At 69.2% G+C, this 26627-nt stretch carries 23 protein-coding genes; 13 read left to right on the forward strand and 10 right to left on the reverse strand.

From position 1 onward, the window contains the following. The first annotated feature begins 10 nt into the window (after positions 1-10). The gene (gene wecB / locus G3T36_RS14200; protein ID WP_163290474.1) at positions 11-1078 is read left to right on the forward strand and encodes a non-hydrolyzing UDP-N-acetylglucosamine 2-epimerase; all 1068 of its coding nucleotides are present in this window, start codon (positions 11-13) and stop codon (positions 1076-1078) included. Here wecB and G3T36_RS20010 read toward each other — a convergent pair. From G3T36_RS20010 to G3T36_RS14220, 4 genes are read right to left on the reverse strand one after another with little or no spacing between them, the layout of a single operon-like run. Next, complete coding sequence (locus tag G3T36_RS20010) at positions 1053-2240, reverse strand: glycosyltransferase (RefSeq protein ID WP_163290475.1); 1188 nt, start codon at positions 2238-2240, stop codon at positions 1053-1055. The two genes, wecB and G3T36_RS20010, sit on opposite strands and share 26 nt — an antisense overlap. Further along, a complete protein-coding gene (locus G3T36_RS14210; protein WP_163290476.1) occupies positions 2237-3229 on the reverse strand; it encodes a Gfo/Idh/MocA family protein in 993 nt (330 codons plus the stop codon). Before G3T36_RS14210 ends, G3T36_RS20010 begins: the two co-directional genes overlap by 4 nt. Beyond that, positions 3229-4326 carry a DegT/DnrJ/EryC1/StrS family aminotransferase gene (locus tag G3T36_RS14215; protein ID WP_163290477.1) on the reverse strand — a complete coding sequence of 366 codons (1098 nt, stop codon included), beginning with the start codon at positions 4324-4326 and terminating at the stop codon, positions 3229-3231. Before G3T36_RS14215 ends, G3T36_RS14210 begins: the two co-directional genes overlap by 1 nt. Then, positions 4323-4886, reverse strand: a complete 564-nt coding sequence (locus tag G3T36_RS14220; protein WP_420811051.1) for an acyltransferase — start codon at positions 4884-4886, stop codon at positions 4323-4325. Before G3T36_RS14220 ends, G3T36_RS14215 begins: the two co-directional genes overlap by 4 nt. A gap of 188 nt (positions 4887-5074) precedes the next feature. On the opposite strand from G3T36_RS14220, the gene G3T36_RS14225 reads away from it, so the two are divergent. The 5 genes from G3T36_RS14225 to G3T36_RS14245 are packed head-to-tail and all read left to right on the forward strand — an operon-like array spanning position 5075 to position 9929. Continuing rightward, positions 5075-5785, forward strand: a complete 711-nt coding sequence (locus G3T36_RS14225; protein WP_163290479.1) for a glycosyltransferase family 2 protein — start codon at positions 5075-5077, stop codon at positions 5783-5785. An 8-nt stretch (positions 5786-5793) separates the two neighbouring features. Then, entirely contained in the window at positions 5794-6213 is a 420-nt protein-coding gene (locus G3T36_RS14230) for a DUF2304 family protein (protein ID WP_163290480.1), read from the forward strand. A 10-nt stretch (positions 6214-6223) separates the two neighbouring features. Beyond that, the gene (galE, locus tag G3T36_RS14235) at positions 6224-7201 is read left to right on the forward strand and encodes a UDP-glucose 4-epimerase GalE (RefSeq protein WP_163290481.1); all 978 of its coding nucleotides are present in this window, start codon (positions 6224-6226) and stop codon (positions 7199-7201) included. Continuing rightward, the gene (locus tag G3T36_RS14240; RefSeq protein ID WP_205245067.1) at positions 7198-8772 is read left to right on the forward strand and encodes a DUF2142 domain-containing protein; all 1575 of its coding nucleotides are present in this window, start codon (positions 7198-7200) and stop codon (positions 8770-8772) included. The genes galE (G3T36_RS14235) and G3T36_RS14240 overlap by 4 nt, the downstream gene beginning before the upstream one ends. Further along, positions 8769-9929, forward strand: coding sequence for a glycosyltransferase (locus G3T36_RS14245; protein ID WP_163290483.1), 1161 nt, complete (start codon positions 8769-8771; stop codon positions 9927-9929). The genes G3T36_RS14240 and G3T36_RS14245 overlap by 4 nt, the downstream gene beginning before the upstream one ends. Here the strand turns inward: G3T36_RS14245 and G3T36_RS14250 are convergent. Genes G3T36_RS14250 through G3T36_RS14260 form a run of 3 tightly spaced genes read right to left on the reverse strand, consistent with a single transcriptional unit; the run spans position 9905 to position 13106 of the window. Further along, a complete protein-coding gene (locus G3T36_RS14250; RefSeq protein WP_163290484.1) occupies positions 9905-11011 on the reverse strand; it encodes a glycosyltransferase in 1107 nt (368 codons plus the stop codon). The genes G3T36_RS14245 and G3T36_RS14250 overlap by 25 nt on opposite strands. Continuing rightward, on the reverse strand, positions 11008-12165 hold the full coding sequence (locus G3T36_RS14255; protein WP_163290485.1) for a hypothetical protein: 1158 nt from the start codon (positions 12163-12165) through the stop codon (positions 11008-11010). Before G3T36_RS14255 ends, G3T36_RS14250 begins: the two co-directional genes overlap by 4 nt. Then, positions 12162-13106 carry a glycosyltransferase gene (locus tag G3T36_RS14260; protein WP_163290486.1) on the reverse strand — a complete coding sequence of 315 codons (945 nt, stop codon included), beginning with the start codon at positions 13104-13106 and terminating at the stop codon, positions 12162-12164. The genes G3T36_RS14255 and G3T36_RS14260 overlap by 4 nt, the downstream gene beginning before the upstream one ends. A 121-nt stretch (positions 13107-13227) precedes the next feature. On the opposite strand from G3T36_RS14260, the gene G3T36_RS14265 reads away from it, so the two are divergent. Together G3T36_RS14265 and G3T36_RS14270 are read left to right on the forward strand one after the other, a co-directional pair. After that, complete coding sequence (locus G3T36_RS14265) at positions 13228-14397, forward strand: glycosyltransferase family 2 protein (protein ID WP_163290487.1); 1170 nt, start codon at positions 13228-13230, stop codon at positions 14395-14397. 1 nt (position 14398) lies between these two features. Further along, positions 14399-15385 (forward strand): glycosyltransferase, encoded by a 987-nt coding sequence (locus G3T36_RS14270; protein WP_163290488.1) that lies wholly within the window; start codon positions 14399-14401, stop codon positions 15383-15385. Here the strand turns inward: G3T36_RS14270 and G3T36_RS14275 are convergent. Genes G3T36_RS14275 through G3T36_RS14285 form a run of 3 tightly spaced genes read right to left on the reverse strand, consistent with a single transcriptional unit; the run spans position 15357 to position 19159 of the window. Next, positions 15357-16667: an O-antigen ligase family protein gene (locus tag G3T36_RS14275; protein ID WP_163290489.1), complete on the reverse strand. Its 1311-nt coding sequence runs from the start codon at positions 16665-16667 to the stop codon at positions 15357-15359. The two genes, G3T36_RS14270 and G3T36_RS14275, sit on opposite strands and share 29 nt — an antisense overlap. A 9-nt stretch (positions 16668-16676) precedes the next feature. Next, positions 16677-17963, reverse strand: a complete 1287-nt coding sequence (locus G3T36_RS14280) for an O-antigen ligase family protein (protein ID WP_163290490.1) — start codon at positions 17961-17963, stop codon at positions 16677-16679. 17 nt (positions 17964-17980) lie between these two features. After that, on the reverse strand, positions 17981-19159 hold the full coding sequence (locus G3T36_RS14285; RefSeq protein WP_163290491.1) for an acyl-CoA dehydrogenase family protein: 1179 nt from the start codon (positions 19157-19159) through the stop codon (positions 17981-17983). Between the two features lie 110 nt (positions 19160-19269). Here G3T36_RS14285 and manA point away from each other — a divergent pair, with 110 nt between their 5' ends. The 5 genes from manA to G3T36_RS14310 all read left to right on the forward strand — a co-directional run bounded on the left by manA (position 19270) and on the right by G3T36_RS14310 (position 26600). After that, on the forward strand, positions 19270-20505 hold the full coding sequence (manA, locus tag G3T36_RS14290) for a mannose-6-phosphate isomerase, class I (protein ID WP_163290492.1): 1236 nt from the start codon (positions 19270-19272) through the stop codon (positions 20503-20505). Positions 20506-20550: 45 nt separating this feature from the next. After that, positions 20551-21513: a UDP-glucose 4-epimerase GalE gene (gene galE, locus G3T36_RS14295; protein WP_163290493.1), complete on the forward strand. Its 963-nt coding sequence runs from the start codon at positions 20551-20553 to the stop codon at positions 21511-21513. A gap of 188 nt (positions 21514-21701) precedes the next feature. After that, positions 21702-22022: a WhiB family transcriptional regulator gene (locus G3T36_RS14300; RefSeq protein WP_163290494.1), complete on the forward strand. Its 321-nt coding sequence runs from the start codon at positions 21702-21704 to the stop codon at positions 22020-22022. Between the two features lie 59 nt (positions 22023-22081). After that, positions 22082-25168 carry a glycosyltransferase family 2 protein gene (locus G3T36_RS14305; protein WP_163290495.1) on the forward strand — a complete coding sequence of 1029 codons (3087 nt, stop codon included), beginning with the start codon at positions 22082-22084 and terminating at the stop codon, positions 25166-25168. Then, entirely contained in the window at positions 25158-26600 is a 1443-nt protein-coding gene (locus G3T36_RS14310) for a DUF5719 family protein (protein ID WP_163290496.1), read from the forward strand. Before G3T36_RS14305 ends, G3T36_RS14310 begins: the two co-directional genes overlap by 11 nt. The last annotated feature ends 27 nt before the right edge of the window (positions 26601-26627 follow it).

Genomic DNA, 26627 nt, shown 5'->3' on the forward strand with positions numbered 1-26627 from the left:
GGCTTGAGCCATGCGTGTCCTGAGCGTCGTCGGCGCCCGCCCCCAGTTCGTCAAGCTCGCCCCCATCTCGTCGGCTATGGCAGGCAAGGTGGACCACATCGTGGTCCACACCGGCCAGCACTACGACGAGCTCATGTCCGACGTCTTCTTCCGCGACCTGGGGATCCCTGCCCCGGATGTGAACCTCGCGGTCGGGTCGGGGAAGCACGGCGCGCAGACGGGCGCCATGCTCAGCGCGCTCGAGCCGGTCTTCGAGGAGTATGCGCCCGACTGGGTGCTCGTCTACGGCGACACCAACTCGACGATCGCCGCGGCGCTGGCCGCCGTCAAGCTGCACCTGCCGCTCGCGCACCTCGAGTCGGGGCTGCGCTCGTTCAACCGGCGGATGCCCGAGGAGCACAACCGGGTCCTCACCGACCATGCGGCCGATCTGCTGCTCGCGCCCACCGAGGTTGCCATGCGGCACCTGGCCGACGAGGGGTTGGCCGACCGGAGCGTGCTCGTCGGCGATGTCATGACCGATGTGCTCTTCCGCGTGCGTGACGCAGCCCTGGCCGAGAACGCGGCGCCACCGCACGGTCTGGTGCAGGGCGAGTACTACGTAGCGACCATCCATCGCCCGGACAACACGGACTTCCGGGGCCGCCTCGAGCAGATCGTCGAGGGGCTGGCCGCACTGGACCGGCCGGTGCTCCTGCTTGCGCACCCGCGTCTCGTCGCCGCCGCCGCGTCGTCGGGCGTGCAGCTCGACCGGGGCGCGATCATCCTCACCTCGCCGCTGGCGTATCCCGAGCTCATCCGTGCGGTGAGCGGCAGCCGCGGTGTCATCACCGACTCGGGTGGCCTCCAGAAGGAGGCGTTCCTGCTGCGGGTGCCGTGCACGACCGTGCGGCCGGAGACCGAGTGGGTGGAGACCGTCGATCTCGGGTGGAACGTGCTGGTCGGCTCCGACGTGTCCCGCCTGGCAGCGGCCGTCGAGAGGCCGCTGCCGCCGGCGACGGATGCCGCGCCCTACGGCGAGGGCGACGCCGCCGAGCGCGTGGTCGAGGTGCTCACCGAGCGCGCGACGTCCGCCTGAGCGCATCGAGGACCACAACGGCCGCCCGGTGTCCTGTGGCGGCGATCGAGGCGTTCTCCCTCGCCCACGCCACCCGACGGTCGCGCTCGCGCTCGGTCTCACCGCTCAGCTCGGCGTGCACGGCACCGAGCATCGCCTCGGCCACCGAGTCCGGTTCGTGCGCAGTGCGCCAGCCGAGGCCGGCGTCCTCGACCAGGTGGGCTCCGACCCCGGAGCCCGCGAAGACGACCGGGGTGCCGCAGGCCGCCGCCGCATAGGTCTTCGTTGGTTTCGCGAAGTCGTACCCGACTCCCGGCGTGATGCTGGCGAGTGCGGCGGTCGCCCCTCGGATCCAGGTCGCGGTCTCGGTCGGCGGGATCACGCCGCCGAGGACGACGCAGGTGAGGCCCAGCCGCTCGGCCGCGGCGCGGATGGCGGGCTCTTCGACCCCCTGGCCGAAGAAGCGGAGCGTGGCCGCGGGGAAGGCTTCGAGCACCGCCGGCATCGCTTCGACGAACACCGACGGGCCCTGCCATTCCGACATGGCGCCGGTGTACACGAACGTCGGCGAGGTGGTCTCGGCGACGGGTCCGTCCGGACGGAAGATCTCGGTGTCGACGCCGTTCCCGATGGCGTGGATGCGCTCAGGAGCGACCCGGAAGGCCACGACCTTGTCGCGGACCTCCTCCGACACGGCGACGACGGCTGCAGCACGCCGCATCACGAACCCTTCGATGCGGCGCATGACGGCGATCATCGGCGAGGGGGCGCCGAGCGCGATCAGGCCGTCGGTCCAGACGTCGGCGGCGTAGTAGACGAAGGGGCGCCGGCGCAGCCACGAGGTGATGGCGACGACGAGGCCCGTCGTGGGCGGCGGCTCCGAGACCACGAGGTCGGCGGCCGAGAACAGAAGCCGGAAGAACAACGGGATGTCGAAGCTCAGGTACTGTACGTAACCGCGGACGTTGCCACCCGCGTCGCGCAGCACCGGCGCGCGCGCCGTCGTCACTCCGGGGTCGACGGGCTCGGGAGCGGAGCCGGCGGGCGGAATCGTCGTGACGACGCGCACGGTGGCACCTTCGGCCGCAAGACCGCGCGCGAGGGCGCGAAGCCGGAAGGACGCAGCACCTACTTCAGGCGCGTAGAGCCTCGTTGCGACGACGATGTGCGGGGCCCGGCTCACTCGGAGACGTTCACCGTCCTCGACTGCAGCGCCGACAGGAGCACCGCTTCGGCGACCCTGACGTTCTGGAGTCCCTCGCGCATCGTCACGATGTTGCCGCCCAACCCGAGGATCGCGTCGCGGAACGCCTCATGCTCGAGACGGAGCGGTTCGCGTTTCGCGAAGGCGTACCGCAGCATCGAACCTTCGGATACGCCGCGGAAGGCCATGACGGACTCCCACTCGGTCGCGACGGTGCCGTTCTCGAAGAAGGTGAGGTCGCTGCTGATGGTGTCGGCGACGAACGCCCCGCGCTCGCCGGTGACCACGGTCACCCGCTCCTTCATCGGCGAGAGCCAGTTCACGAGATGGTTGGTGATCACATGGTTCTTCAGGCGTGCGGTGAACGAGACCATGTCCTCGAACTCGCGGCCGCTGCGGAGCGCGGTGTGCGCCGAGACGGTCGCGAACGGGCTCTGGGCCAGCCATGAGGTGAGGTCGATGTCGTGCGTCGCAAGATCCTTGACGACGCCGACGTCGGCGATCCGCGACGGGAACGGCCCCTGGCGGCGCGTGGCGATCTGGTAGACATCGCCGAGTTCGCCGGCCTCGATGCGCTGCCGCATGTTCTGCAGGGCCGGGTTGAATCGTTCGATGTGACCGACCGCGCCGACGAGTCCCCGCGACTCGAACGCCTCGACGATGCGGGCGCTCGACTCGACGTCGCCGGAGATCGGCTTCTCGACGAGCGTGTGGATCCCGGCGTCGGCGAGCCGGAGGGCCAGGTCTTCATGGAACACTGTCGGAACGGCGACGACGGCCGCGTCGATCCCTGCGGAGATCAGGTCTTCGACGGAGTTCGAGACCTCGAGGTCGCCCGCGACCCTGTGGGGATCGCCCATCGCATCCGCGACGCCGGCGAGAACGACACCATCCGTCTCGCGGATCACGCGTGCGTGATGCCTCCCCATCATGCCCAGGCCGACCAGGCCGATCCTCAGCTCTGCCATCACGAACCCGCCTTCGCAAGGGCGTTGACGGCCGAGACGATGCGCTCCAGGTCGCTGCGCGAGAGCGACGGGTGGACCGGGAGCGACAGCACTTCAGCGGCCGCCCTCTCGGTCTCGGGCAGGTCTTCGGTGCGCTGGAACGAGGGGAGACGGTGATTGGGGATCGGGTAGTAGACGCCGCTGCCGATCGCGTACTCGTCCCGCAGCGCCTTGGCGAGACCGTCGCGGTCGTCCTGAACGCGGATCGTGTACTGGTGGTAGACGTGGGTCGCGTCCGCTGCGACCGGCGGTGTGACGACACCCTGGAGCTCGGCGTCGAAGAAGGCGGCGTTGTCCCGTCGCTGCTGCGTCCAGCCGTCGATCTTGGTCAGCTGCACGCGACCGATCGCCGCGTGCAGGTTCGTCATCCGGGCATTGAAGCCGACGATCTCGTTCTCGTACTGCTTCTCCATGCCCTGGTTGCGCAGCAGCCTGAGCCGGCGCGCAACCTCGTCACTGCCGGTCGTGACGATGCCGCCTTCGCCGGACGTCATATTCTTCGTCGGGTAGAGGCTGAACATCGCGAAGGAGCCGAAGGCTCCGACGGGGACTCCGGCCTTCGTCGCGCCGTGCGCCTGCGCCGCGTCTTCGAAGAGCTGCAGCCCGCGCTGCGACGCCAGGTCGCCGAGGGCGACGACGTCGGCCGGGTGTCCGTACAGGTGCACGGGCATGATGCCGACCGTCCGCTCCGTGATGACGGAGGCGACCGAAGCGGGATCCAGCGCGAAATAGTCGGGCTCGATGTCGGCGAAGACGGGGGTCGCGCCGGTGAGTGCGACCGAGTTGGCCGTGGCGGCGAACGTGAACGACGGAACGATGACCTCGTCGCCGGGGCCGACGCCTGCGGCCAGGAGGCCGAGGTGGAGGCCGGCGGTTCCCGAATTCACGGCTACAGCGTGACGACCATCGACCAGGTGGGCCGAGAACTCGGTCTCGAATGCTGCGACCTCGGCGCCCTGTGCGAGCATCCCCGACACGAGGACGGCGTCGACCGCCGCCCGCTCCTCATCGCCGATGATCGGTTTGGCGGCCGGGATGAACTCCAGCTGCTCGGTCATGCGGAAACCTCTCTCAGTTCGTCGTTCTCTTCGCGGTAGCGCGCTCCCGTCTCGGGGCACACCCACTCGTCGCCTTCGGCCTCGAGCGGCACGCCGGCCCGGCCGACCCAGCGGATGCGTCGCGCGGGCACTCCTGCGACGAGCGCGAAGTCGGGCACATCTTTCGTCACCACGGCCCCGGCCGCGACGGTCGCCCAGCGGCCGATCGTGACGGGCGCGATACAGACCGCGCGGGCTCCGATGGACGCGCCGTCGCGGATCGTCACCCCGACCGGCGTCCAGTCGTGGGCGCTCTTCAGCTCGCCGTCCGGCGTCACGGCGCGGGGATAGGTGTCGTTCGTCAGCACGACGGCCGGGCCGATGAACACACCGTTCCCCAGAACCGCGGGCTCGTAGACCAGGCCGTAGTTCTGCACTTTGCAGTTGTCGCCCATGACGACGCCCGGGCCGACGTATGCGCCGCGCCCGATGATGCAGTCGCGACCCATCTGCACGCCTTCGCGTACTTGGGCGAGATGCCAGATCTTGGTGCCTTCGCCGATCGCCGCTTCAGTCGACACATCGGCCCCGGGTGCAATAAAGACCAACGCTGCCGGTCCTCTCGGTGAATTCTTCGGCTCGGGGAGCGGGGGCGCTTCCGCAAAGAAACTACCATGTGAAGCTTGCCGGGCCCCGGTCGCGGCCCGCCCCCGACCGCGTGCACAGGGCCCGGTCAGGACGGGCCGGATAGGATTGGTGCAGTCGTCACATGCGCGAACCCATCAACCGAGGAGTCACCATCAGCACGCCCGTCGAGCAGCGTACCTGGCTCGTGGTCCCCCTCTTCAACGAAGCCCCGGTGGTCCGCGCGGTCGTCGAGCAGGCGCGCGCCACGTTCCCCAAAGTGGTCTGCGTCGATGACGGCAGCTCGGATGCGTCGGTGGCCGAGGCGACGGCGGCCGGCGCAATCGTGGTGCGGCATCCCATCAACCTCGGTCAGGGCGCGTCCCTCCGGACGGGCCTCGACTACGCCATGCGCGACCCCGGGGCCGACTACTTCGTCACCTTCGATGCCGACGGACAGCATCTCGTCGACGACGCCCTCGTCATGGTGAAGATGCTCGATTCCCAGCCTCTCGACATCGTCGTCGGCTCCCGCTTCCTCGATGGCCGCACGTCGGTCTCCCCGCTGAAGCGCGTCGTTCTCAAACTGGGCATCGTCTTCGAGCGGCTCAGCACGGGCGTCCGGCTGACGGATGCGCACAACGGCCTCCGCGCGCTGAACCGCCACGCAGCGGAGACCATCGCCATCACGCAGAACCGCATGGCCCACGCATCCGAGATCGTCTCGGAGATCGGCCGCAATGACCTGAGGTGGGCCGAAGCGCCCGTTCACGTCGTGTACACCGACTACTCCCGCTCCAAAGGGCAGTCCGTGTGGAACTCGGTGAACATCCTCAGCGACCTTTTCTTGAAATAGGAGTCCTCGTGGAAAACGGGCAATTTGTGATCAAGATCATCCTGGTCGTGGCGTTCGCCGCGTTCGCCGTCTTCCTCATGCTCCCAGGGCGGGGGGTCCGGCATGCGGCGATCCGTCGCCTGGTGATGGTCGCCCTTCTGGCGATCACGGTGCTGGCCGTGGTGTTCCCGTCGGCCGTCAACCAGGTGGCGCATTTCGTCGGCGTCGGCCGTGGCACCGATCTGCTCCTCTACGGGCTCATCGTGGTCTTCATCGGGAATTCGATCCTCGTCCAGCGCCGTTACCGCAACACCGAACGGCAGATCACCGAGCTCGCTCGCCAGCTCGCCATCCTCCAGGCGCCGCCGCCCGGCTCCGTCGCACCGGTCGAGGAACCCCTGGCCCAACACCCCGCCGACGCCACGGGCAGCCAGACGCCCATCCCCTAGGATCGGTCGTATGCGGACCCTGATCACCGGCGGAGCCGGCTATATCGGCTCGCATGTCGTCCGACTCCTCAGGGATCGCGGCGACTCGGTCGTGGTGGTCGACGACCTTTCGACCGGTTTCGCAGACCGGGTCGCCGGCACGCGTCTGGTGCGCCTCGATCTGGCCTCGGACACCGCTCCGGCCATCATCGAGGCCGTGCTCCGCGAGGAGCAGATCGATGCGGTCCTCCATTTCGCCGCGCGCAAGCAGGTCCACGAGTCGGTGAACAGACCCGCCTGGTACTACGCGCAGAATGTCGGCTCCCTGGCCAATCTCCTGCTCGCCATGGAGTCCGCCGAGGTGTCGAGGCTGGTGTTCTCGTCGTCGGCCGCCGTCTACGGCGCGGTCGAGGGGGATGCGGTCGCCGAGTCGGCCCCCACCCACCCCGTCAATCCGTATGGGCGGACGAAGCTCATCGGCGAGCAGCTCATCGACGACGCCGCCATCGGTACAGGCCTCTCGGCGGTGAGCCTCCGCTACTTCAACGTCGGGGGTGCTGGCTGGCCGGACCTGGCCGATCGCGCGATCCTCAATCTCATCCCGATGGTCTTCGAGCGCATCGACGTCGGGCTGCCTCCGGCGATCTTCGGAGACGACTATCCGACCGCCGACGGCACGTGCATTCGCGACTTCGTCCACGTGCTCGACCTCGCGGATGCGCATGTCGAAGCCCTGGACCACCTGGCCGGAGGTGCGCACGGCCACCAGGTCTTCAACGTCGGCACCGGCGAGGGAACGAGCGTCCGCGCCATGATCGAGGAGATCCTCGCCGTCGCGGGGTCGGGCCTGGTGCCGGAGGTGCACGACCGGAGGCCGGGCGACCCCGCCTCGGTGGTGGCGTCGCCCGCCCTCATCGCGGCGACGCTCGGCTGGCGGGCACAGCGCGGTCTCGACGAGATCGTGCGCTCGGCGTGGGACGCCCACCTGACCCGGGCACCGGGCGAGTGAGCCAGACGGCCGAGGCCGCGCCCGGGACGGCGCGGACTCGCACCCGCAGCGCGTTCTGGATCCCGTTCGCCTTCATCGCCGTCCTCAGCTGCCTCTGGGCTCTCGCTGGTCCTCTCTTCTCCGTCCCCGACGAGAACGCGCACGCGACGAAGGCGATCGCCCAGGTTCGCGGAGAAGTCGTCGGGGCGACAGAACCGGGAAAGAAGTACCTGGTCGTCGACCTGCCGACGGGTTACCACTACAACCATTCGGCGATGTGCTACCTGTTCGTCCCCACCCAGTCGGCGCACTGCACCGCGAGCTTCGGCGACGGGACCGGCAGGAACTATTTCGAGAACTGGGTCGGGGCCTACAACCCGATCTACTACTACCTGGTGGGCTGGCCGAGTCTCCTCACCGACAACGGCGCAGTGGGCGTCTATGCAATGCGGATCGCGAGCGCCCTCCTCGGCGCGCTGCTGCTGGCGTGGGCGTTCCAGTCGGCGCTGTCGTCGTTCCGGTCGCGCTGGCTTCCGCTCGGCCTCCTGCTCGTCGCGGGCCCCATGGTGCTCTACCTCGTGGGATCGGTGAACCCGAACGGCGTCGAGATCGCTGCGGCGGCCGCCTTGTGGGCGTCCCTGCTCCGCCTTCTCGAGCGCCACGACGACCGGCTCGAGGCGGCCTGGAGCGCCCTTCCCAGCTGGTACCTGTGGCTCATCGTGACCGTGTCGTCGATCCTCCTCGCGAATGCGCGCTCCGTCGGCCCGCTCTGGCTCGTCATCGTGGTAGCGGCCTGCGTGGCCATCGCGGGACGGCGTGCGGCTAGAGCCTTCTTCACGCGCGGGCGCAACTACGTATGGATCGCCGTGATCGCTGCGGGGACGCTCTTCGCCGGCATCTGGACCCTCGCGACCGGGGGAGTGGGCGCCCAGGCCGGAGCCGGCGACGCTCCGCTCGTCGGCAAGGGGTTCCTCTCGGGTTTCGCCGCCATGATCCGGTTCACGCCCGCCTTCCTCGAACAGCAGCTCGGCGTCTTCGGCTGGCTGGACACGCCTCTGCCGTGGATCCTGTATGCGGTCATCTCGGTCGCGATCGGCCTGGTCGTCGTGCTCGCTCTCACCGGGACGGATCGCCGTTCCGCCATAGTCGTGCTGTCGTCGCTCGTCGCGATCGTCCTGATCCCTGCGGTGGTCCAGGCGCTCACCATCGGGCGCACGGGCATGATCTGGCAGGGGCGTTACGGGCTGTTCCTGTTCCTGGCCGTGCCATTGCTCGCGGCCTGGATGCTCTCCGCACCTGCGGGCGCTCGGCTCGCCTTCCTCTCGGTGCGCGTGAGCTGGGTCGCGCTCGGCCTTGCCGGCGTCTTCAGCATCGTCGCGTTCTTCGCGGTGATGCGCCGCTATGTCACGGGCTTCGGCGAAGGCATCGGCAAGATGTTCCACCCTGATTGGCAGCCGCCGCTCGGCTGGGAGGCCCTGGTCGGCCTCTATGCGCTCGCCATGACGGGTTTCGTGCTCTGGCTCGGCTTCAGCGCTCGCCGCATCGCCGTCGCCGAAGACGCTCGCCGCGCTGACCGGGTGGGCGCCAGGTGACGACCCTGCGGGTCGCGATCGCGTACGACTGCCTATACCCGGTGAACACCGGCGGAGGCGAACGCGTCTATCGCCGAATGGCCGAACTCCTCGTCGAACGCGGCCACAAGGTCGACTATCTGACCCGCAGGCAGTGGGATGGGGCCGCACCGGATGCCTCGTTCCGCGTCGTGCCGGTGTGGTCGGGTGAGATCTACGACGACGCAGGCGGCAGGCTCACGAGCGCCGCGGTCGGCTTCGCCCGTGCGCTGTCCCGGTATCTGAGGCGCCATCGTCACGATTACGACCTGGTCATCGTGAGCGCCCTTCCCGTGCTGAACGTCTTCGGCGCCCGTGCCGCCCTCCTCGGGTCGCGCACACACGTCGTCACCGACTGGCTCGAGGTCTGGCCGTGGCGCAAATGGCGCGAATACTCGGGCGCCCTCGTCGGCTCGGCCGCATTCTTCCTGCAGGTGACCGGACTGCGGATCGCCGGTGACATCACGGTCAACAGCTCTTTCACGCGCGCCAGGGTCCGGCGCTATCGGCGGCGGAGCGCTCCGGTGGTGCTCGGCCTTCTCGATTTGGTCGGCGCTCCCGGTCCGACCCCGACCGTTCCCGTCGACGGAGGTCTCGCCCTCTTCGCCGGGCGCCACATCCCTGACAAGCAGCTCGCCTCGCTTCCGGCGGCGATCGCGGTGGCCCGACGGTCGCGCGATGACGTGCACCTGGTCGTGGCCGGTGCCGGCCCCGAGACGCAGCGGCTCCGGGATGCCGTGGCGGCGTCGGGGCAGGAGGCCGCCATCCGGATCGTCGGTCGCGTCGATGACGACGAGCTCGACCGTTTGATGGCGTCGGCGGGTGTGCTCGTGAACCCCTCACGACGGGAAGGGTTCGGACTGGTCGTCGCGGAGGCGGCCGCCCGGGGGACACCGAGCGTCGTGGTCGCCGGCGAGGACAACGCCGCCGCCGAGCTCGTGCACGATGGGGTCAACGGCTTCGTCGCGGAGTCCGTCTCCGCAGACGACCTGGGTTCGGCGATCCTCCGCGTGCTCGACGCGGGCGAGGGACTGAGAGTGTCCACCCTGGGCTGGTTCGAGCGTGCGCGCGAAACGCAGAACCTGGCCCGCTCGGTGGACGAGCTGCTCGCGCGCTACGAGGCGTCGAGAGCGCGCTGAAAGCTTCGCACGGTGCCGCGTGCGGCGGCCGTCCACGTGAAGCCGGCGGCGCGTTCGCGGCCGAGCGCCGACAGCTCGGCACGCTTCGCCGGGTCGGAGAGCAGGCGGCGGATGCCCTGGGCGAGGCTCGTGACGCTCTCCGGGTCGACGTAGACGGCCGCGCCGCCGCCGATCTCCCGGAGCACCGGCAGGTCGGAGCAGATGACCGGGCACCCGTGCGCCATGGCCTCGAGCACGGGGAGCCCGAAGCCCTCGAAGAGGGTAGGGAGCACCACGCAGCTTGCTTCGCCGTACAGGCGTTCGAGTTCGTCGTCGGCCACCCAGCCGAGCAGCTGCACGTGGGTCCTGAGCCCGAGCCGTTCGACGATCGGCGCCAGAGGGTCGTCGCCGTGGCCGCCGGTGATGACCAGGTGCGGCCGTTCCCGCCCGGGGATGAGGGCAAGCGCCTCCAGCAGCATCCCGAAGTTCTTGTGCGGCATGCGGTTGCCGACGCTGAGCATGAAACCGTCGTGCCGCTCGGTCGCCACCTGAGTCAGGTGGTCCGGCCCGCCGGCGAGGGGGACGACGTCGATCCGGTCCTCCGGCACCTCGAGCACGTGTTCGATGTCGTCTCCGGATGCCCGGCTCACGGTGAGCACCCGGGTCGCGCGCCGTGCGGCGCCGCGCATCAGCGCGCGGAGGACGGGGGCGTACGGCCCCGGCACCCATTCCGGATGGCGGAACGGCAGGAGGTCGTGGACCGTGAGCACGAGGGGCACCGACGATCGCCATGGCCCGATGTTCGCTGGGGAGTGCACCAGGTCGGCGCCGAGCCGCCGGGCCGCGCCGGGTACCGCCGTCAGCTCTCCGCGTGCCCAGGCGACCCGGCTCTCGCCACTGATCCCGGAGTCGATCACCTCGCCAGGGAACCAGGAGGTGTCCATCGCGGCCAGCTCCCGCGAGGCGTACCCGACGTATTCGAACCCGACGTGCTCGAACCCGTATGGGCCTGCGCCGAGGGCGCGGTAGAGGTTGCGGGCGTAGGACTCCATGCCGCCCCTGGTGCCCGTGTAGAACAGGAGGTCGACGAGGATGCGTGTCACGAGGCCTCCAGCGCCTGCGCACGCGCGACCTGGCGGCGGCGCGCGAGCTCGTAGAGCAGTGCCTGCAGCAGTTCGCCGGCGAGCAGGACGGCGAAGATCAACGCGAGACTGTTCAGCGCGATGATCGCCAGCGCCGCGCCGAAGGTCACGACGGCGACGCTCGCGCGGAGCACGGTGAGGAGCTTCGCCTGGCCCATCCGGCGAAGCGCAGCGAAGGGGATGGTGGTCGCAAGCGAGGCGGCGCGCCAGAGACAGGCGACGAAGAGGGGGACCAGCGTGGCCTCCAGCGTCCACGCCTGGGCGAAGATGAACTCGAAGACGCCCAGGAACTCGCACACGAAGATCACGACGATGGCGCCGACCACCGACACGGCGGACACGACGATGTCCAGCGTCGAATGCTGTTTCAGCAGCCGGAGGCGCATGAAGTTGAGGGGAATGGCCAGAAGGCCGGAGACCGTCGAGATGGAGGTGAAGAGCACGGCCGGCACCGGCCCCAGGAGGGCGAGGATGGTCGCGTTCAGCAGGGGGTAGATGCCCCCGGTGATCGTGACGTCGGCCACCACCCACGCCATGACGCGGGGTTCCGGCCGGCTGGCCTTGTGCGAGACGGGGAGCGACCGGACGATCGTGGCGACCACGATCCCGGTGACCAGGGGGATGAGTCCCCAGCTCTGACCGGCGAATGCCACGAGGACCCCGGTGAGCGCTCCGGCGCCGACGGCGATCGCCGCCCACATCTCACGGATGTCGAGGCGCTCGGCGACGGAGACCCCGCGCCCGACCTCGAGCGAGGCGAGAAGGATCGGAAGGCCGATGCACAGCACCACCGCGTTCTGGTACTCGACCGCGATGGCCGCAGCGGTGATCACCGACAGCCCGGCCAGCCACAGCGGGAAGGTGACGCGCCGGTCGGTTCCGGCCGAACTGAGCCGGGACTCGACGACCACGGCGAAGGTGACCTGGCCGAAGAACGTCCCGATCAGGACGGCGACGGCGATCCAACCCTGTTGCTGGATCGGGAACACCCGCGACGAGATGGATACGGTCGCTGCGGGGATGACGGCGAGCGAGACTCCGCCCACGAGGGTGATGAGCGAGAGCGCCGCGCTTTTCAGCCGCAGCTCAGGGGGAAGCTCGGTCGTCACGATCACGCCCGCCGATCGCCGACGCGGAGGCGGAGCGAATCGAGGAAGCCGATCGCACGATCGACGCCGGGGACGTGCCGCGGCCGCCGGAAGCTGACGGCTCCGGCGCGCCACCCGGCCAGCCGGCCGGTCGTCGAGGCGAGGTCGCGCGAGAGCACGAGGTCGCCGACGCAGACGATCGCCTCGGTGACCAGCGCACGGATGCCGTAGCGGCCGCGGAGCACGCCGTAGGCGCGCAGGAGGTAGCCGCGCCCGAATCCAGCCATCCTCCGCTGCGAGGCGGAGCCGCGGCCCGACGTCGCCCCTCCCAGGTGCACCCCTTGAGCATCCGGAACGAGGACGGAGCGCCAGCCGGCCGCGCTCAGGCGTAGCGCGAGGTCGAGCTCCTCGCCGTACATCACGATTCCCTCGTCGAGCAGGCCGACCTCGTCGAGGGCGGAGCGCCGGTAGGCCGCGACCGCGCCGTACGGTCCGAGCAGGCGGGTGGACGGATGCGCCGACAGGGCCTGGTCCACGCTCGCGCCGTTGTACCGCACGAAGCCCGCCATGGTCGGGTCGGCGCAGATGCCGTAGGCGTCGACACGCCCGTCGGGCTTGAGCAGGAGCGGACAGGCGCTGCCGACGCGGGCGTCGTCGAACGCGGATGCCAGCCGGGCGACGAGCTGGGGGGCCGCATCGACGTCGTTGTTGACGAGGATCACGACGTCTGCCGACCCCGCGCGGATGCCCGCGTTGCAGGCTCCGGCAAAACCGCGGTTCCGGTCGAGCGCGACGACCGTGACCTCGGGGTAGCCGGCGCGGAGCCGGGCGACCGTGTCATCCGGCCCGGCATCGTCGACCACGATGATGTTGCAGGGGAGGGACTGCCGCTGGAGGTGCTCGAGGCACGACCTGGTGAGCTCCCACTTTCCGTACACCGGGACGACGACGTCGACGGTCGCGGTCACCGGCTCTCGTTCCTCACCATCCCTCAACTATCGCATCACCGGACCGGTCGCCGGGCGCGGCGCGGCAGACCGGTTATGATCAGATCGCCCTTCCACATCAAGCGAGGACACTCCCGTTTTCATGACAACCGTCCAGGTGATCGAGCTCACCATCCTGATGCCCTGCCTCAACGAGGCGGAGACTCTCGCCACCTGCATCGACAAGGCTCGCGGCTACCTCGACCGAAGCGGTGTGGTCGGTGAGATCGTCGTCGCCGACAACGGAAGCACCGACGGTTCTCAGGCCATCGCGGAGGCCCACGGTGCGCGGGTCGTGAACGTCCTCGACAAGGGCTACGGGTCGGCTCTCCTCGGCGGGATCGCGGCGGCGAACGGAACCTACGTCATCATGGGCGACGCCGACGACAGCTACGATTTCGCTGATCTCGACCAGTTCGTCGCGCGGCTGAGGGCCGGAGACGACCTGGTCATGGGCAACCGGTTCCTCGGCGGGATCGAGCCGGGCGCGATGCCCCCGCTGCACAAATACCTCGGCAATCCGGTGCTCTCGTCGATCGGCCGGCTCTTCTTCCGGGCGCCGATCCGCGACTTCCATTGCGGCCTCCGCGGGTTCAACCGCCAGGCGATGCTCGACCTGCACCTGCAGACGACCGGCATGGAGTTCGCCAGCGAGATGGTGGTGAAGGCGTCGCTCGGCGGCCGCCGCGTGAGCGAGGTCCCGACCACCCTCAAGAAGGACGGGCGGTCAAGGCCGCCGCACCTGCGCAGCTGGAGGGACGGCTGGCGTCACCTGCGCTTCCTGCTCATCTTCAGCCCGCGCTGGCTCTTCCTCGTACCGGGGACGATCGCGTTCGCACTCGGCATCCTCGGCACGTTCATCCTGACCTTCGGCCCCTTCTCGATCGGCGAGATCGGCTTCGATGTCGCAAGCCAGGTGTACTTGGCTGCGATCGCCGTCGTCGGCTACCAGGCCGTGATCTTCGCCATCCTGTCGAAGATCTACGCACAGCACGAGGGCTTCCGAATACCGCGAAGCCGCAACTTCGATCGACTCGAAAAACGGATCAGCCTCGAATCGAGCGCGGTCGTCGGCCTCATCCTCTTCCTGATCGGCCTGACCGTTGCCATCCTCCAGCTCGTGATGTGGGGCAGTACCGGGTTCGGTGCGCTCGAAATCGACCGGACCGTGAGGACCGCCATCTCTGCTGCCCTCCTGATGATGCTCGGTGCCCAGACGATCATGGCGGGGATGTTCCTCGGCGTGCTCTCGGTCGTGCTGAAGCGTTCGTGACGTGACGGTTGAGATCTCGGTCGCCCTGTGCACCTACAACGGGGCGGCATACGTCGAGGAGCAGCTGGCGAGCATCCTCGACCAGGCACGGGCCCCCGATGAGCTCGTCGTCTCCGACGACGGCTCCTCCGACGGCACCCTGGAGGTCGTCGCCGCGACGGTCGCCGCCGCCGCTGCGCGCGGGATCTCGCCGGAGGTCGTCGTGCTGGCGGGCGCGGCGCCGTCAGGGGTGACCGCGAACTTCGAGCGGGCGGTGGCCCAGACGACGCGCCCCCTCATCGCCCTCAGCGACCAGGACGACGTCTGGCACGCCGACCGGCTCAGCCGTCTCGCCGCGCGATTCGACGACGAGGGTCTCACCTTCGTGCACACCGATGCGCGGCTCGTGGACGAGGGCGGCGCGCCCCTGGGGTCGACCCTCTTCGAATCCCTGGAGCTCACGGACGAGGAGCTGCGGCTGGAGGAGCAGGGGCGTGCCTTCGAGGCGCTGCTGCGACGCAACCTGGCGACCGGCGCCACCGTGGTGTTCAGGCGTGAGCTCCTCGACCGGGCCCGGCCGTTCCCGCCCGACTGGGTACACGACGAATGGCTGGCCATCATGGCTGCGGCCACGGGCCGGGTCGGGGTCGTGCGCGAGACGACGATCGACTACCGGCAGCACGGGGCCAACCAGATCGGCGTCACCGAGCCGACGCTGCGGTACAAGGTCCAGCGGATGCTCGAACCGCGCGGCGACCGGAACATCAAGCTCGCGAAACAGTTCGCTGCGCTGGCCGACCGCCTCGAGACGCTCGGCGAAGCCGTTCCCGCGGCGTACATGAGCGCCGCGCGCCAGAAGGCCGACTTCGAGGCGACGCGGGCGGCCATGCCGCCGAACCGCATCCGCCGGGTCGGCACCGTCTTCGGACTCGCGCGACGGCGTCTCTACAGCCGCTTCGCGAGCCGCGGACGCCTGGACATCATCCGCGACCTTCTCCAGCCGGTCTAGGTTCGTGCCGCGGCAGGGCGCTGCGCCAGCTCATGCCCTGTGACGCCTTCACGGCGCACACGACGAGCAGCAGCCAGCCGGACTCGACGAGGATCGAACTCTCGAACACGCTGGTCACCAGGAGCGAGACGAGGACGAGCGGCGCCCAGACATACACCACGCTCCGCTTGTTGGAGGCGAGGAGCCACGACCGCCCGAACGCGAGGGCGATCAGGGCGACGAACAGGATGACCCCGATCAGGCCGACCTGGAGGTACACGTCGAGGTAGGCGTTCAGCCCGTTCGCGTGCTCCGCACCCGTGTTGGCCTGGATCGCCGTGAACGGGTACAGGTCTTCCGGCCACCCGCCGACCCAGCCCCAGCCGAGGATCTGGTTGACGGGGATGAGTTGCCAGATCTGGATCCAGAGGCGGTAGCGCACGAAGAAGTCGGAGCGTGCGTTCAGAAGGTCGATGACCCTGGTGCGGTACACGTACGCCAGCACGAGGGCGAGGACGGTGATCGCGGCCAGGCCCCACTGGTAGTACTTGCGCTGGTTCGCCGGGACCTTGCGCACGGCGTAGAGAGCGAGCGTCGCGAGCCCGACGAGGACGGACACGGCGGCGATCACCGGGGAGTGCGCGAGCAGGATGCAGAGCACGGACAACGCGATGCTCGCCGCCGCCGTCGCCGGCCGCACCGAGCGCGTGCGGAGTTCGACGAGGAAGGTGACGAACGCGATGAGGGCGACGATGCTGAGCTGGTTGCGGCTGCCGAAGAGACCCTGGATCGGTCCGCCCAGGGCGATGTTTCCCTGGATTCCGAGGAAACGGATCGGCAGGTCGATGAGCAGGCCGCTCAACACCTCGAGGGCGAGCGATACCGACAGGAGCACGCGCAGGACGTCGCCGACGACGCGCACGATCTGGATCGCGTCGCGCACGAGTGCGATGTAGATGCCGAGGAAGGCGAACGTCATCTGGTAGCCGATTCCGGCGAGCGTCGCCCACTGGTAGTTGCTCCAGAAGATCGACAGGGCGCACCAGCCCACGAAGACCAGGATCGAGATCGGGAGAAGGCCGTGCCACTCGATCGTCTCGCGCTGGGCGATGAACGAGATCGCAGCGAGGAGGACGAGGGCGGCGAGCGCTCCGATGAGCCCCGGCCAGCCCATGACGCTCCGGATGGCGTGGGTCGAGAACCCGACGCCGACCGCGACGAGAGACAGGGCGGACGCGAACCGGGCGGAGCCGAAGAACTCGGTGAAGGCGGCCGGCACCAGGGGTCGACGGGTCACGGCCATGCGCCAATCCTACGGCGCGGCACGTTTCGTCTTCACGGATACGACGACCAGGAGCATCCAGCCGGCCTCGACCAGCATCCTGCTCTCCGCCGCGCTCTGGGCGATCAGCGCCGCGATGAGGAGCAGGGGCAGAAGAGTGAGCGCACGGTACGGCAGGGTGTCGGACACCGCGACGCGCGGGCGGTCGACCGCGAAGAACCAGCTCCTCGTCAGCGTTGTGGCGACGAGGAGGATGAAGACGACGAGACCGACGACGCCGAGCTGGAGCCAGACGTCGAGCCACGCGTTGTGCGCCTGGAGATAGACCACGCCCTTGCGCACGGCGAGGGTCTTGAACGGTTCGACCCACGGCGCCCAGTAGCTGACCCAGCCCCAGCCGAAGACCGGCCGCTGGACGGCGAGTGCCGTGACCGAATGCCAGATGTCGAGCCTGCCGGTGAGGTCCTCGCTTTTGCCGAGGAGCTTGAGGAGCTGCCCCGAGAAGACCCAGACGGCGGCGACTCCGAGGACGACGGAGGCGAGCATGGTCAGGTAGACGGGGCGCCTGCGATCCGGTCGCACCCGCCGCATCCACAGGGCGAACAGGAGCACGACGAGCGTGAAGACGGCGGTGATGATGACGGTGGCCGAGCGGGTGAGTACCAGGGTGAGCGCGGCCACGACGAGCCAGGCGATGCCCGACCCGCGTCGAACGACACCGTCGGCGAACTGGATTCCGAAGACGACCAGGGCGAGGAGCGCGACCATCGCGAGCAGGTTGCTGTTGCCCTGGATGCCCTGGATCTGGCCGCCGTGGAAGAGAAGCCCCCGACTCCAGTAGAACGCCTGGGGGACCTTCTCGGTGCCGTAGTCGGTCCAGAACGGCAGGACCGGGTGGCGGATGAAGGCGGCGACGATGAACTCGAAGGCCAGTGAGAGCCCGAGGATCCAGCGGAAGGCATGCGACAGGGCGCGCAGCAACTGGGGCCACTCGAGGCACAGGGCCAGGAAGAGGGCGGTGATCGTCGTCACCCATTGCAGGAAGACGCCGAGTGCGCTCGCACCGGGGTAGTCCGACCAGGCGATCGACAGGGTGGCGAGCAGCAGGAACAGGGCGAGCGTGACAGGCAGCCGACGCCAGAGGAGCGGGGGGCGGATGCGCACCAGCAGCACCACGCTGCCGACCACCAGCCCGAGGGCGATCACCCCCCAGCCGTACCAGCTGAGCAGGTTGCGCCAGAAGTCGCCGGCGAACAGCGTGAAGACCAGCAGGGTCGAGAACGCGCCGACGGCGATCGGTTTACGCGCAGTGCTCATCAGGCAAGGCTATTGGATCAGACGAAGGCTGCCTTGCCCGTGATGCTGCGGCCCACGATGAGCGTGTTCATCTCGCGCGTGCCCTCGTACGAGTAGAGGGCCTCGGCGTCGGCGAAGAACCGGATCACGTCGTAGTCGAGCACGATTCCGTTGCCGCCCAGGATCTCGCGGCACCAGGAGACGGTCTCGCGCATCCGGGAGGTGGCGAACGCCTTGGCGAGGGCCGAGTGCTCGTCGCGCTGTTCGCCGCGGTCGAGCATCTCGGAGACACGGGTGCACAGGCCGATGCTCGCGGTGATGTTGCCGAGAGATTTCACGAGCAGGTCCTGGATGAGCTGGTGCGAGGCCAGCGGCTTGCCGAACTGCACACGTTCCGTCGCGTAGCGCAGGGCGGCCTCGTATGCGCCGACGGCGACGCCGATGGCGGACCATGCGACTTCGGCGCGGGTCAGGCGGAGCACCTTCGCGGTGTCCTTGAAGCTGTTCGCACCCTGGAGTCGCAGGCGCTCCGGTACGACCACGTTCTCGAGCGTGATGTCCGCGTTCTGCACCATCCGCAGCGACTGCTTGCCTTCGATCTTCGTCGCGGTGTATCCCGGCGTCGACGTCGGCACGATGAACCCTTTGACCTGGCCGTCCTCGGCGCTCTTCGCCCAGACGATCGTGATGTCGCTGAAGGTGGCGTTGCCGATCCAGCGCTTCGAACCGTTGAGCACCCAGTCCTCGCCGGAGCGGGTCGCGATCGTCTGGAGGCCCTGCGCGGAATCCGACCCCGACTGCGGCTCGGTGAGTGCGAACGCACCGAGTACCTCACCGGAGGCGAGTTTCGGCAGCCATTCGGCGCGCTGCTCGGCGGAGCCGGTGACACCGAGCGCACCGACCACGAGGCCGTTCTGCACCCCGACGTACGTGCTCACGCTCGCATCGACGCGACCGAGCTCCAGGGCGACCCAGCCGCGGAAGACCGCCGAGTTCTCGAACGCCTTCGTCTCGTCCCAGCCGAGACCGATCACGCCACGGCTGTGCAGGCCCGGGATGACGGCCGGAGGGAACTCCGCCCGTTCCCAGTGCTCGTTGACGATCGGCTTGACGTCGTTCTCGAGGTACTCGCGAAGAACGGCGATGAAGTCCTTCTCGCGATCGGTGAGGAGCTTCTCGTAGCCGTAGAAGTCGCTGGCGAGGGTCTCGAATGCCATGTCTGCTCCGTTGCGTCAGGTTGCTGGTCCGCACGTCAGCCTATTGACGTGCGCTGGGCGCGCAAAAGCGGTTGGTAGTTTGGTCTAACGATCGAAAGGGACCGTCTCGGATGTTTGTGCGCATCGGCAACACCCCTCGCGACTACGACTGGGGGTCGCGGACCGCGATCGCGGAACTGCTCGGATCCGTCCCGTCGGGGGCGCCGGAGGCGGAGCTGTGGCTGGGTGCGCATCCGGGTTCGCCGAGTGCCATCCTCGATTCTGCCGAGACGGATGGGGCGCGTGACCTCGCTACGTGGATCGACCGTGAACCGCGCCTCGCCCTCGGGGAGACCGCGGCGGCCGGCGAGAAGCCGCACCTCCCCTACTTGATGAAAGTACTTGCGGCAGACCGGCCGCTGTCGCTCCAGGCGCATCCGTCCAGCGGGCAGGCCGGAGAGGGCTTCGCCCGCGAGAACGCCCGCGGTCTGCCCCTCGATTCGCCGGAGCGCAATTACAAGGACGCGTTCCACAAGCCCGAGCTCATCTACGCGCTGAGCGAGACCTTCGACGCGCTGAGCGGCTATCGCGACCCGGCAGTGAGCGCACGCGTGCTCGACGCGCTCGCCGAGGGGTCGGACCCCGAAGGCCTCAGGCTCGTGGGCCTTCTGACGGGCCGCCTGCGGCACGCCCCCGCGGGAGAGGCGCTCCGCGACTCGACCGCGTGGCTCCTCGGAGCGGATCCGGACGTCCGGTCCCTCGTCGAGGTCGTGACCGGCGCTGCGGCACGACGCGGCACGGCTGGTGACCCTGAGGTCGCTTCGGCGGCCGACACCGTCGCGATGCTCGCGCAGGCGTTCCCCGGCGACCCCGGCATCGTGCTCGCCCTGCTGCTCAACCGGATCGCCCTGAGGCGCGGCGAGGTGCTCTACCTCCCGGCAGGAAACATCCACGCCTACCTGCACGGGCTCGGGATCGAACTGATGGCGGCCTCGGACAACGTTCTGCGCGGCGGCCTCACGAGCAAGCGCGTCGATGTGCCCGAACTGCTCGCGGTACTCGACTTCTCGCCGTTCACTGCGAAGCCCCTGGAGCCGGAGTCGCCGGCACCGGGGCTCGAGACCTATCGTCCCGACGTCCCCGATTTCGCGCTCGACGTCGTGCAGCTCGACGGCGCCGTGTCGTCGGTGACCGTCCGGCTACCGGGAGCTGCGACAGCTGTCTGCACCGAAGGGTCACTCGAGTTCCGGGGGGCGAGCCACGCCGTCCGCCTGTCGCGCGGCGAAGCAATGTTCGTGACACCGGACGAGCGCGAGCTCGTGATCTCCGGGTCGGGTACCGTGTTCATCGCCGTCCCGAACCGCTAGGCCGCCGCGATAGGGTTCTTGTTTCGGACCATCGAGGAGGGCGCCATGGCGTGGTTGGTGACGGGCGGGGCGGGCTACATCGGTTCGCATGTGGTCAGGGCGTTCCGCGAGGAAGGGATCGACGTCGTCGTGGTCGACGACCTGTCGAGCGGGCACGCCGAGTTCGTTCCGGTCGATGTTCCCTTCTATCGGGGGACGCTGCTCGACGGTGAGCTCCTCGAGACCGTCTTCCGCGAGCACAGAATCGCGGGGGTCGTGCACATCGCGGGGTTCAAGTACGCCGGCGTCTCCGTGCAGCGGCCCCTCCACACGTACGAGCAGAACGTCACCGCGACGGCAGTGCTGCTCGCCGCGATGCAGGAGGCGGGGATCGACGCGATCGTCTTCTCGTCGAGCGCCGCCGTCTATGGGACCCCTGACACCGACCTCGTCACCGAGGAGACGCCCCGGTCACCCGAGTCGCCCTATGGGGAGTCGAAGCTCATCGGGGAGTGGCTGCTGCGCGACCAGGGCGTGGCCGTCGGGCTTCGTCACACCTCTCTGCGCTATTTCAACGTCGTCGGCTCCGGCTCGGTCGAGCTCAGGGACACCAGCCCCCACAACCTGTTCCCGATGGTGTTCGATGCCCTCGTCGACGGGCGCACCCCGCGCATCAACGGGAACGACTACCCGACTCCGGACGGAACCTGCGTGCGCGACTACATCCATGTCTCGGATCTGGCGGTCTCGCATGTGGCAGCGGCGAAACGCCTGGATGCGGGCGAGCGGGTGGAGCCCGTCTACAACCTCGGGAGCGGTGACGGGGTGTCGGTGGGCGAGATCATGGCCACGGTGGCCTCCGTGACCGGAATTCCCTTCACCCCAGAAGTGGGGCCGCGACGAGCGGGGGATCCAGCCCGTATTGTCGCATCAGGCCAACTCGCGGCCAGAGACCTCGACTGGCGGATGCGCCACTCTCTGACCGAGATGGTAGACAGCGCATGGGCTGCACGGCAGGCCGTTTCCTGATCATTCACAGGAAACAGGGGTAGAACACCCGGGCGTGTCGCGATTGTTGCCGTCCGTCGGCGCGTCGCAAACCCTCGAGGGCCAGTTGAGGCTTTACGATTCGCGACTTGACTAGTGAGAATTACACGGGTGTAATTACTTACAACACGTCCGCTGACGTGGATGCACGATATGGGTGGGAGATCGATATGGCTGGTCCGGAATATCGCTCTGGGGTACCCGACGACTGGTTTGTCGATCCCGTCAGGCTGGGAGTGCCCGGGGTTCGACAGTCGGTCGACGACGACAACCCGCTGGCGTGGCAGTCGGATTCGTTGTGCGCACAGACCGATCCTGAGGCGTTCTTCCCTGAAAAGGGCGGGTCGACCCGCGATGCGAAGAAGATCTGCGCCTCGTGCGAGGTCCGCGCACAGTGTCTCGAGTACGCGCTCGCCAACGACGAGCGGTTCGGCATCTGGGGCGGCCTCTCCGAGCGCGAGCGCCGCAAGCTGCGCAAGCGCGCCGTCTGATTTCCGGCGCGCCCGTACGCTGACACGTGATCCACGGGCGCCAACTTAGGCTGTCTCCGATGTATCCGAGAGTCACAGCCGTCATCGTCGCCCGCAATGGAGGCGACCACCTTCAGCGCACGCTCGACGCCCTCGCAGCCCAGACGCGACAGCCCGACGTGATCGTCGCCGTCGACTGCGCATCGACCGACGATGCGGCCCAGCTTCTCGCCGCATCCGCCCCCACCCACCTCGTGTCGCTCCAGGAGAAGCTGCCCTTCGGCGCCGCTGTCGCGACAGGGCTCCGCGTCACGCCGCCCGCGTCCAGCGAGCACGACTGGCTCTGGCTCCTCGCTCAGGACACGGCACCGGAACCGGGAGCCCTCGAAGCCCTTCTCGGCGCGGTCGAGGTGTCGCCCTCGGTGGCGGCGGCGGGCCCGAAGCTCGTCGAATGGGACGACCGCAACACGATCCGCGAGTACGGCGAAGCGATGACCCAGTTCGGGACCGCCGTGAACCTGGTCGAGAACGAACTCGACCAGGCACAGCACGATGGCCTGAGCGACGTCCTCGCCGTCTCGCCCGCCGGGCTCATCGTGCGGCAGTCGGTCTGGGACGAACTCGGCGGCTTCGATCCGGCGCTTCCGGTGGTCGACGACGGCCTGGACTTCTGCGTGAGGGTGCGCCTCGCCGGTTTCCGGGTGGTCCTCGTCCCCTCGGCCCGCATCGCGATCGCGGGTGACGGCGTGGCAGGACCGAACTCGTCCCGCAAGGGCCGTGTGCGCCGGAGGCTGATCCGCGCGCGCCGCGCGGCGCAGCTCCATCGGCGGATGGTCTATGCGCCGGCCGCCGCTGTGCCGATCCACTGGCTCAGCCTGGTCCCCCTGGCCTTCTTCCGTTCGATCGGGCGTATCGTCGGCAAAGAACCGGGTGCGATCACCGGGGAGTTCGCAGCCGCGTTCCGGACGGCGTTCGCGGGAATCCGTGTCAGCTCTGCGCGGCGCAACCTGGCCCGCCACCGGGTGGTGGGCTGGGCGGCCATCGCGCCCCTGCGCATCCCGATCGCCGAGGTGCGGCGCGCCCGCGCGCTGAAGCGGGAGGCGGCCTACGTCACGCTCCAGGGCGAGCGGCGCGACCTCAACTTCTTCGGCGGAGGCGGCGCCTGGGTCGTCCTCGCCGCAGCAGTGCTCGGGATCGCGCTGTTCTTCCCGCTGCTCGGGTCCGACGCTCTCGCCGGCGGCGCGCTGCTTCCCATGCCGTCGAGCGTCGGCGACCTGTGGAACACGCTCGGCTACGGCTGGCGCGATGTCGGGCTCGGCTTCGTCGGCGCCGCCGATCCCTTCGCGGCTGTGCTCGCCGTGTTCGGGACACTGACGTTCTGGCAGCCGTCGCTCTTCCTCGTCGTTCTCTACTTCGCTGCGCTGCCGCTGGCAGCACTCGGTGCCTGGATGCTCGCATCCCGTCTCACCCAACGCTCCAGCCTGCGCGCGTTCGCCGCCCTGGCCTGGGCGATCGCGCCACCCCTTCTGATCGCCATGCAGACCGGCCGCCCCGCCGCGATCCTGGCCCATCTGCTTCTGCCGTGGCTGTTCTTCGCCGGTCTGTCGGCTGCGCGCTCGTGGGCTGCGGCAGGCACGACGGCACTGCTGGCCGCTGCGACGGTCGCCTGCGCACCCTCGCTCATTCCAGCGCTCCTCGTCATCTGGGTGATCGCCCTCGTGCTGAGCCGCCGTCGATTCGCGCGGCTCATCGTGGTGCTGATTCCGTCAGCCGTTCTGTTCGCTCCGCTGGTCTGGCAGCAGGCGCTGCGGGGCGCGTGGGTCTCGGTGTTCGCGGATCCGGGCGTGGTGACGGAGAGCAGGCCCGTCCCCGCCTGGCAGCTCGCGCTCGGGTTTCCCGACGGGATGCTCGGGGGATGGCATGCCGTGGCGACCGCCCTCCACATCTCGGGGGTCGCCCCGAACGTCGTCGTAGCCGTGCTGCTCGCCCCGCTGGCCATCCTGGCCCTGCTGTCGCTCTTCCTGCGCGGTTCATCGCGCGCCGTCCTCGCCCTCGTGGTCGCGCTGCTCGGGTTTGCGACGGCGGTCGCGGCCACCCTCGTCTCGGTCTCCGTGTCGGCATCCGTGGCTGTGCTCATCTGGCCGGGCACGGGAGTCAGCCTGTACTGGCTCGGGCTCGTGTGCGCCGCGATCATCGGGCTGGGAGCCGTCGGCCGGTTCGCCGCGCTTCCGGCATTCGCCGCACTCGCGACCATCGCCATCGCCGCCACCCCGGCCGCTATCGCCATGCCGCTCGGCGTATCGTCCGTCCGGGCGAGCGACGGACGCACGCTGCCCGCTGTCGTCACGGCGAACGCGTCGAGTGCTCCCCGAACCGGCACCCTGAGGCTCACGGCGCAGCCGGATGGCGGGATCGGAGCGGAGGTCCTGCGCGGTTCGGGTGCGACGCTGTCAGGCCAGAGCACGCTCAGCAGCACGGACCGCACCCTGTCCGACGAGGAACGCTCCCTCGCGACACTCGCCGGCAACCTGTCGTCGAAGAGCGGCTTCGACCCGACCCAGCAGCTGAAATCCCTGGGGATCGACTACATCCTGCTCGCGCCGCCTGTCACGGCTCTCGGCGCCGACGCCACTCCGGCGGCGAAGGCGACCGCACTGCGTGCCACGGTGGCGCTCGACGCCGACGCCGCACTCGTGCCGGTCGGCCCGACGGCGACGGGCGCACTCTGGAGCTTCGAGCGCGGAACGACGGACGCCCCGCCGGCAGCGCAGGTCCCGCCGGATGCGGGCGCCCCCTGGCGAACGATCGTTCTCGCTGTGCAAGCCGTGGTGATCGGACTGATCCTCCTGCTCTCCATCCCGACGCGGCGGACGTACGAGAGCCTCGCCGCGGAGTCCGTCCGCCGGCCGAAGGGGACGAAGAAGCCGGGTGGGGCGCCGGCCGCCGAGTCGGACGGCGAATCGGAACCCGATAGCGGTGACGAGGCTGAGGACGACGACGATGTCGTCGACTCCGGGTCGGCGCTCGATGCCGATCTGGCGGACGACGACGAGCCCCTCGCCTGGCCCGATGAACGCGAAGAGCTGTCGGCATACGATCCGGTCGACGAGTGGGATCATCGCGAACCGGCGGTCGCCCGAGGGAACGGAGGCGACAGTGCCGACTAGACGAGGAATCGCCCGCGAAAGTGCGCGCGCCATCGCCGGTGTCGCCGGGATCGGCGTCGCCGCGCTTGCGATCGCCGGCGCGACCTGGCTTCCGTTGCACGGTTTCACCGTCACGCCGCCGTCGTCGACGGTCGTCCCCGTACCCACCGCCCAGGAACGCACCTGCCCGGGACCACTCCTGACGCTCGCATCGAACTCCGCCGCAGCGACAGGGGCGGCCGCATTCGCTCCGCCGACCGTTGTCTACGGCACGAATACCGGAGCGGATGTGCGGACGCGTTCGCTCAAGCCCGTCGACGACACACAGGGCGAGAGCAACGGGACGCCGGTGACCCTGACCGTGCCGGCGCCGTCGGCGTCGTCCGCTCCACCACTCGTCGGGGCTGCGCAATCGCAGCAGGCCGCCCTGGAGGACTTCGCAGGCCTCGCGGCAGCGTCCTGCGACGAGGCGCGCCCTGACTCCTGGCTCGTCGCAGGCGCCACGACCCTCGGTGAGACGAGCCTCGTGCTGCTCAGCAACCCGAGCTCGGTCCAGGCAACGGTCGACCTCTCGATCTACTCGGAGACGGGAACGGTGACGGCGCCTGGTGCGACGGGGATCGTCGTAGCCCCCGGCACCCAGCGCGTCATCCCGCTCGCCGGGCTCGCGCCCTCGGTCGCCGCACCCGTTGTGCACGTCGTGTCGCGTGGTGGTCGCGTGGTGGCCTCGCTGCAGCAGAGCGACATCGTCGGGATCGATCCTCACGGTGTGGAGCTCGTCGGAGCGACGGCCGCGCCCGCCGCCCACCAGGTCATCCCCGGAATGGTCATCCGCTCGCTGGCCGCCATCCAGTCCGCCCAGGGCGGCGAAGGCTACGGAAGCGACCTCCCGGCGGTCCGGGTCTTCGTCCCCGGCACGCAGGCTGCGACCGTGCGTGTCGGCGCACTCGGCGAGAAGGGGACGGCCATGGGCAACTCGTACTCGGCGACCGTCAAGCCCGGCATCGTGACGGAGATCCCGCTCGACCATCTCAGCGACGGCAACTACACGGTCACCATCGACTCCACGCAGCCGATCGTCGCGGCCGCCCGAACCTCGACGGTCTCGGGCAAGGCCTTCGACTTCGGCTGGTTCGTCGCAACCGAGCAGGCCGACGACAGCTTCGTTGCGGCGGTGCCGCCCGGGCCCGGGGCGGTCCTGCACTTCGCGAACAGCGGAGAAGACGGGCCGACCGTGACGGTGAAGGTCGCGGTCAAGGGTGCGACGAAGACACTCGCCGTGCCGTCCGGTGGGAGCGCAGGGCTCACGATTCTCCAACCCGGCACGTACACGGTCACGGGAGCGAAAGGCCTCTACGTCTCCACCAGCCTCATCGGCAAGGGACTCGTGTCGTCGTTCCCGGTCAGCCCGCCCAGCCCGCTGGCGTCGCCGATCGAGGTCTACCCGAAATAGCCCTCGCCAGGCGATAGCGCCGAGCCG

Source organism: Leifsonia tongyongensis, from assembly GCF_010686705.1.
In the GTDB taxonomy this organism is placed as follows: Bacteria; Actinomycetota; Actinomycetes; order Actinomycetales; family Microbacteriaceae; genus Diaminobutyricibacter; species Diaminobutyricibacter tongyongensis.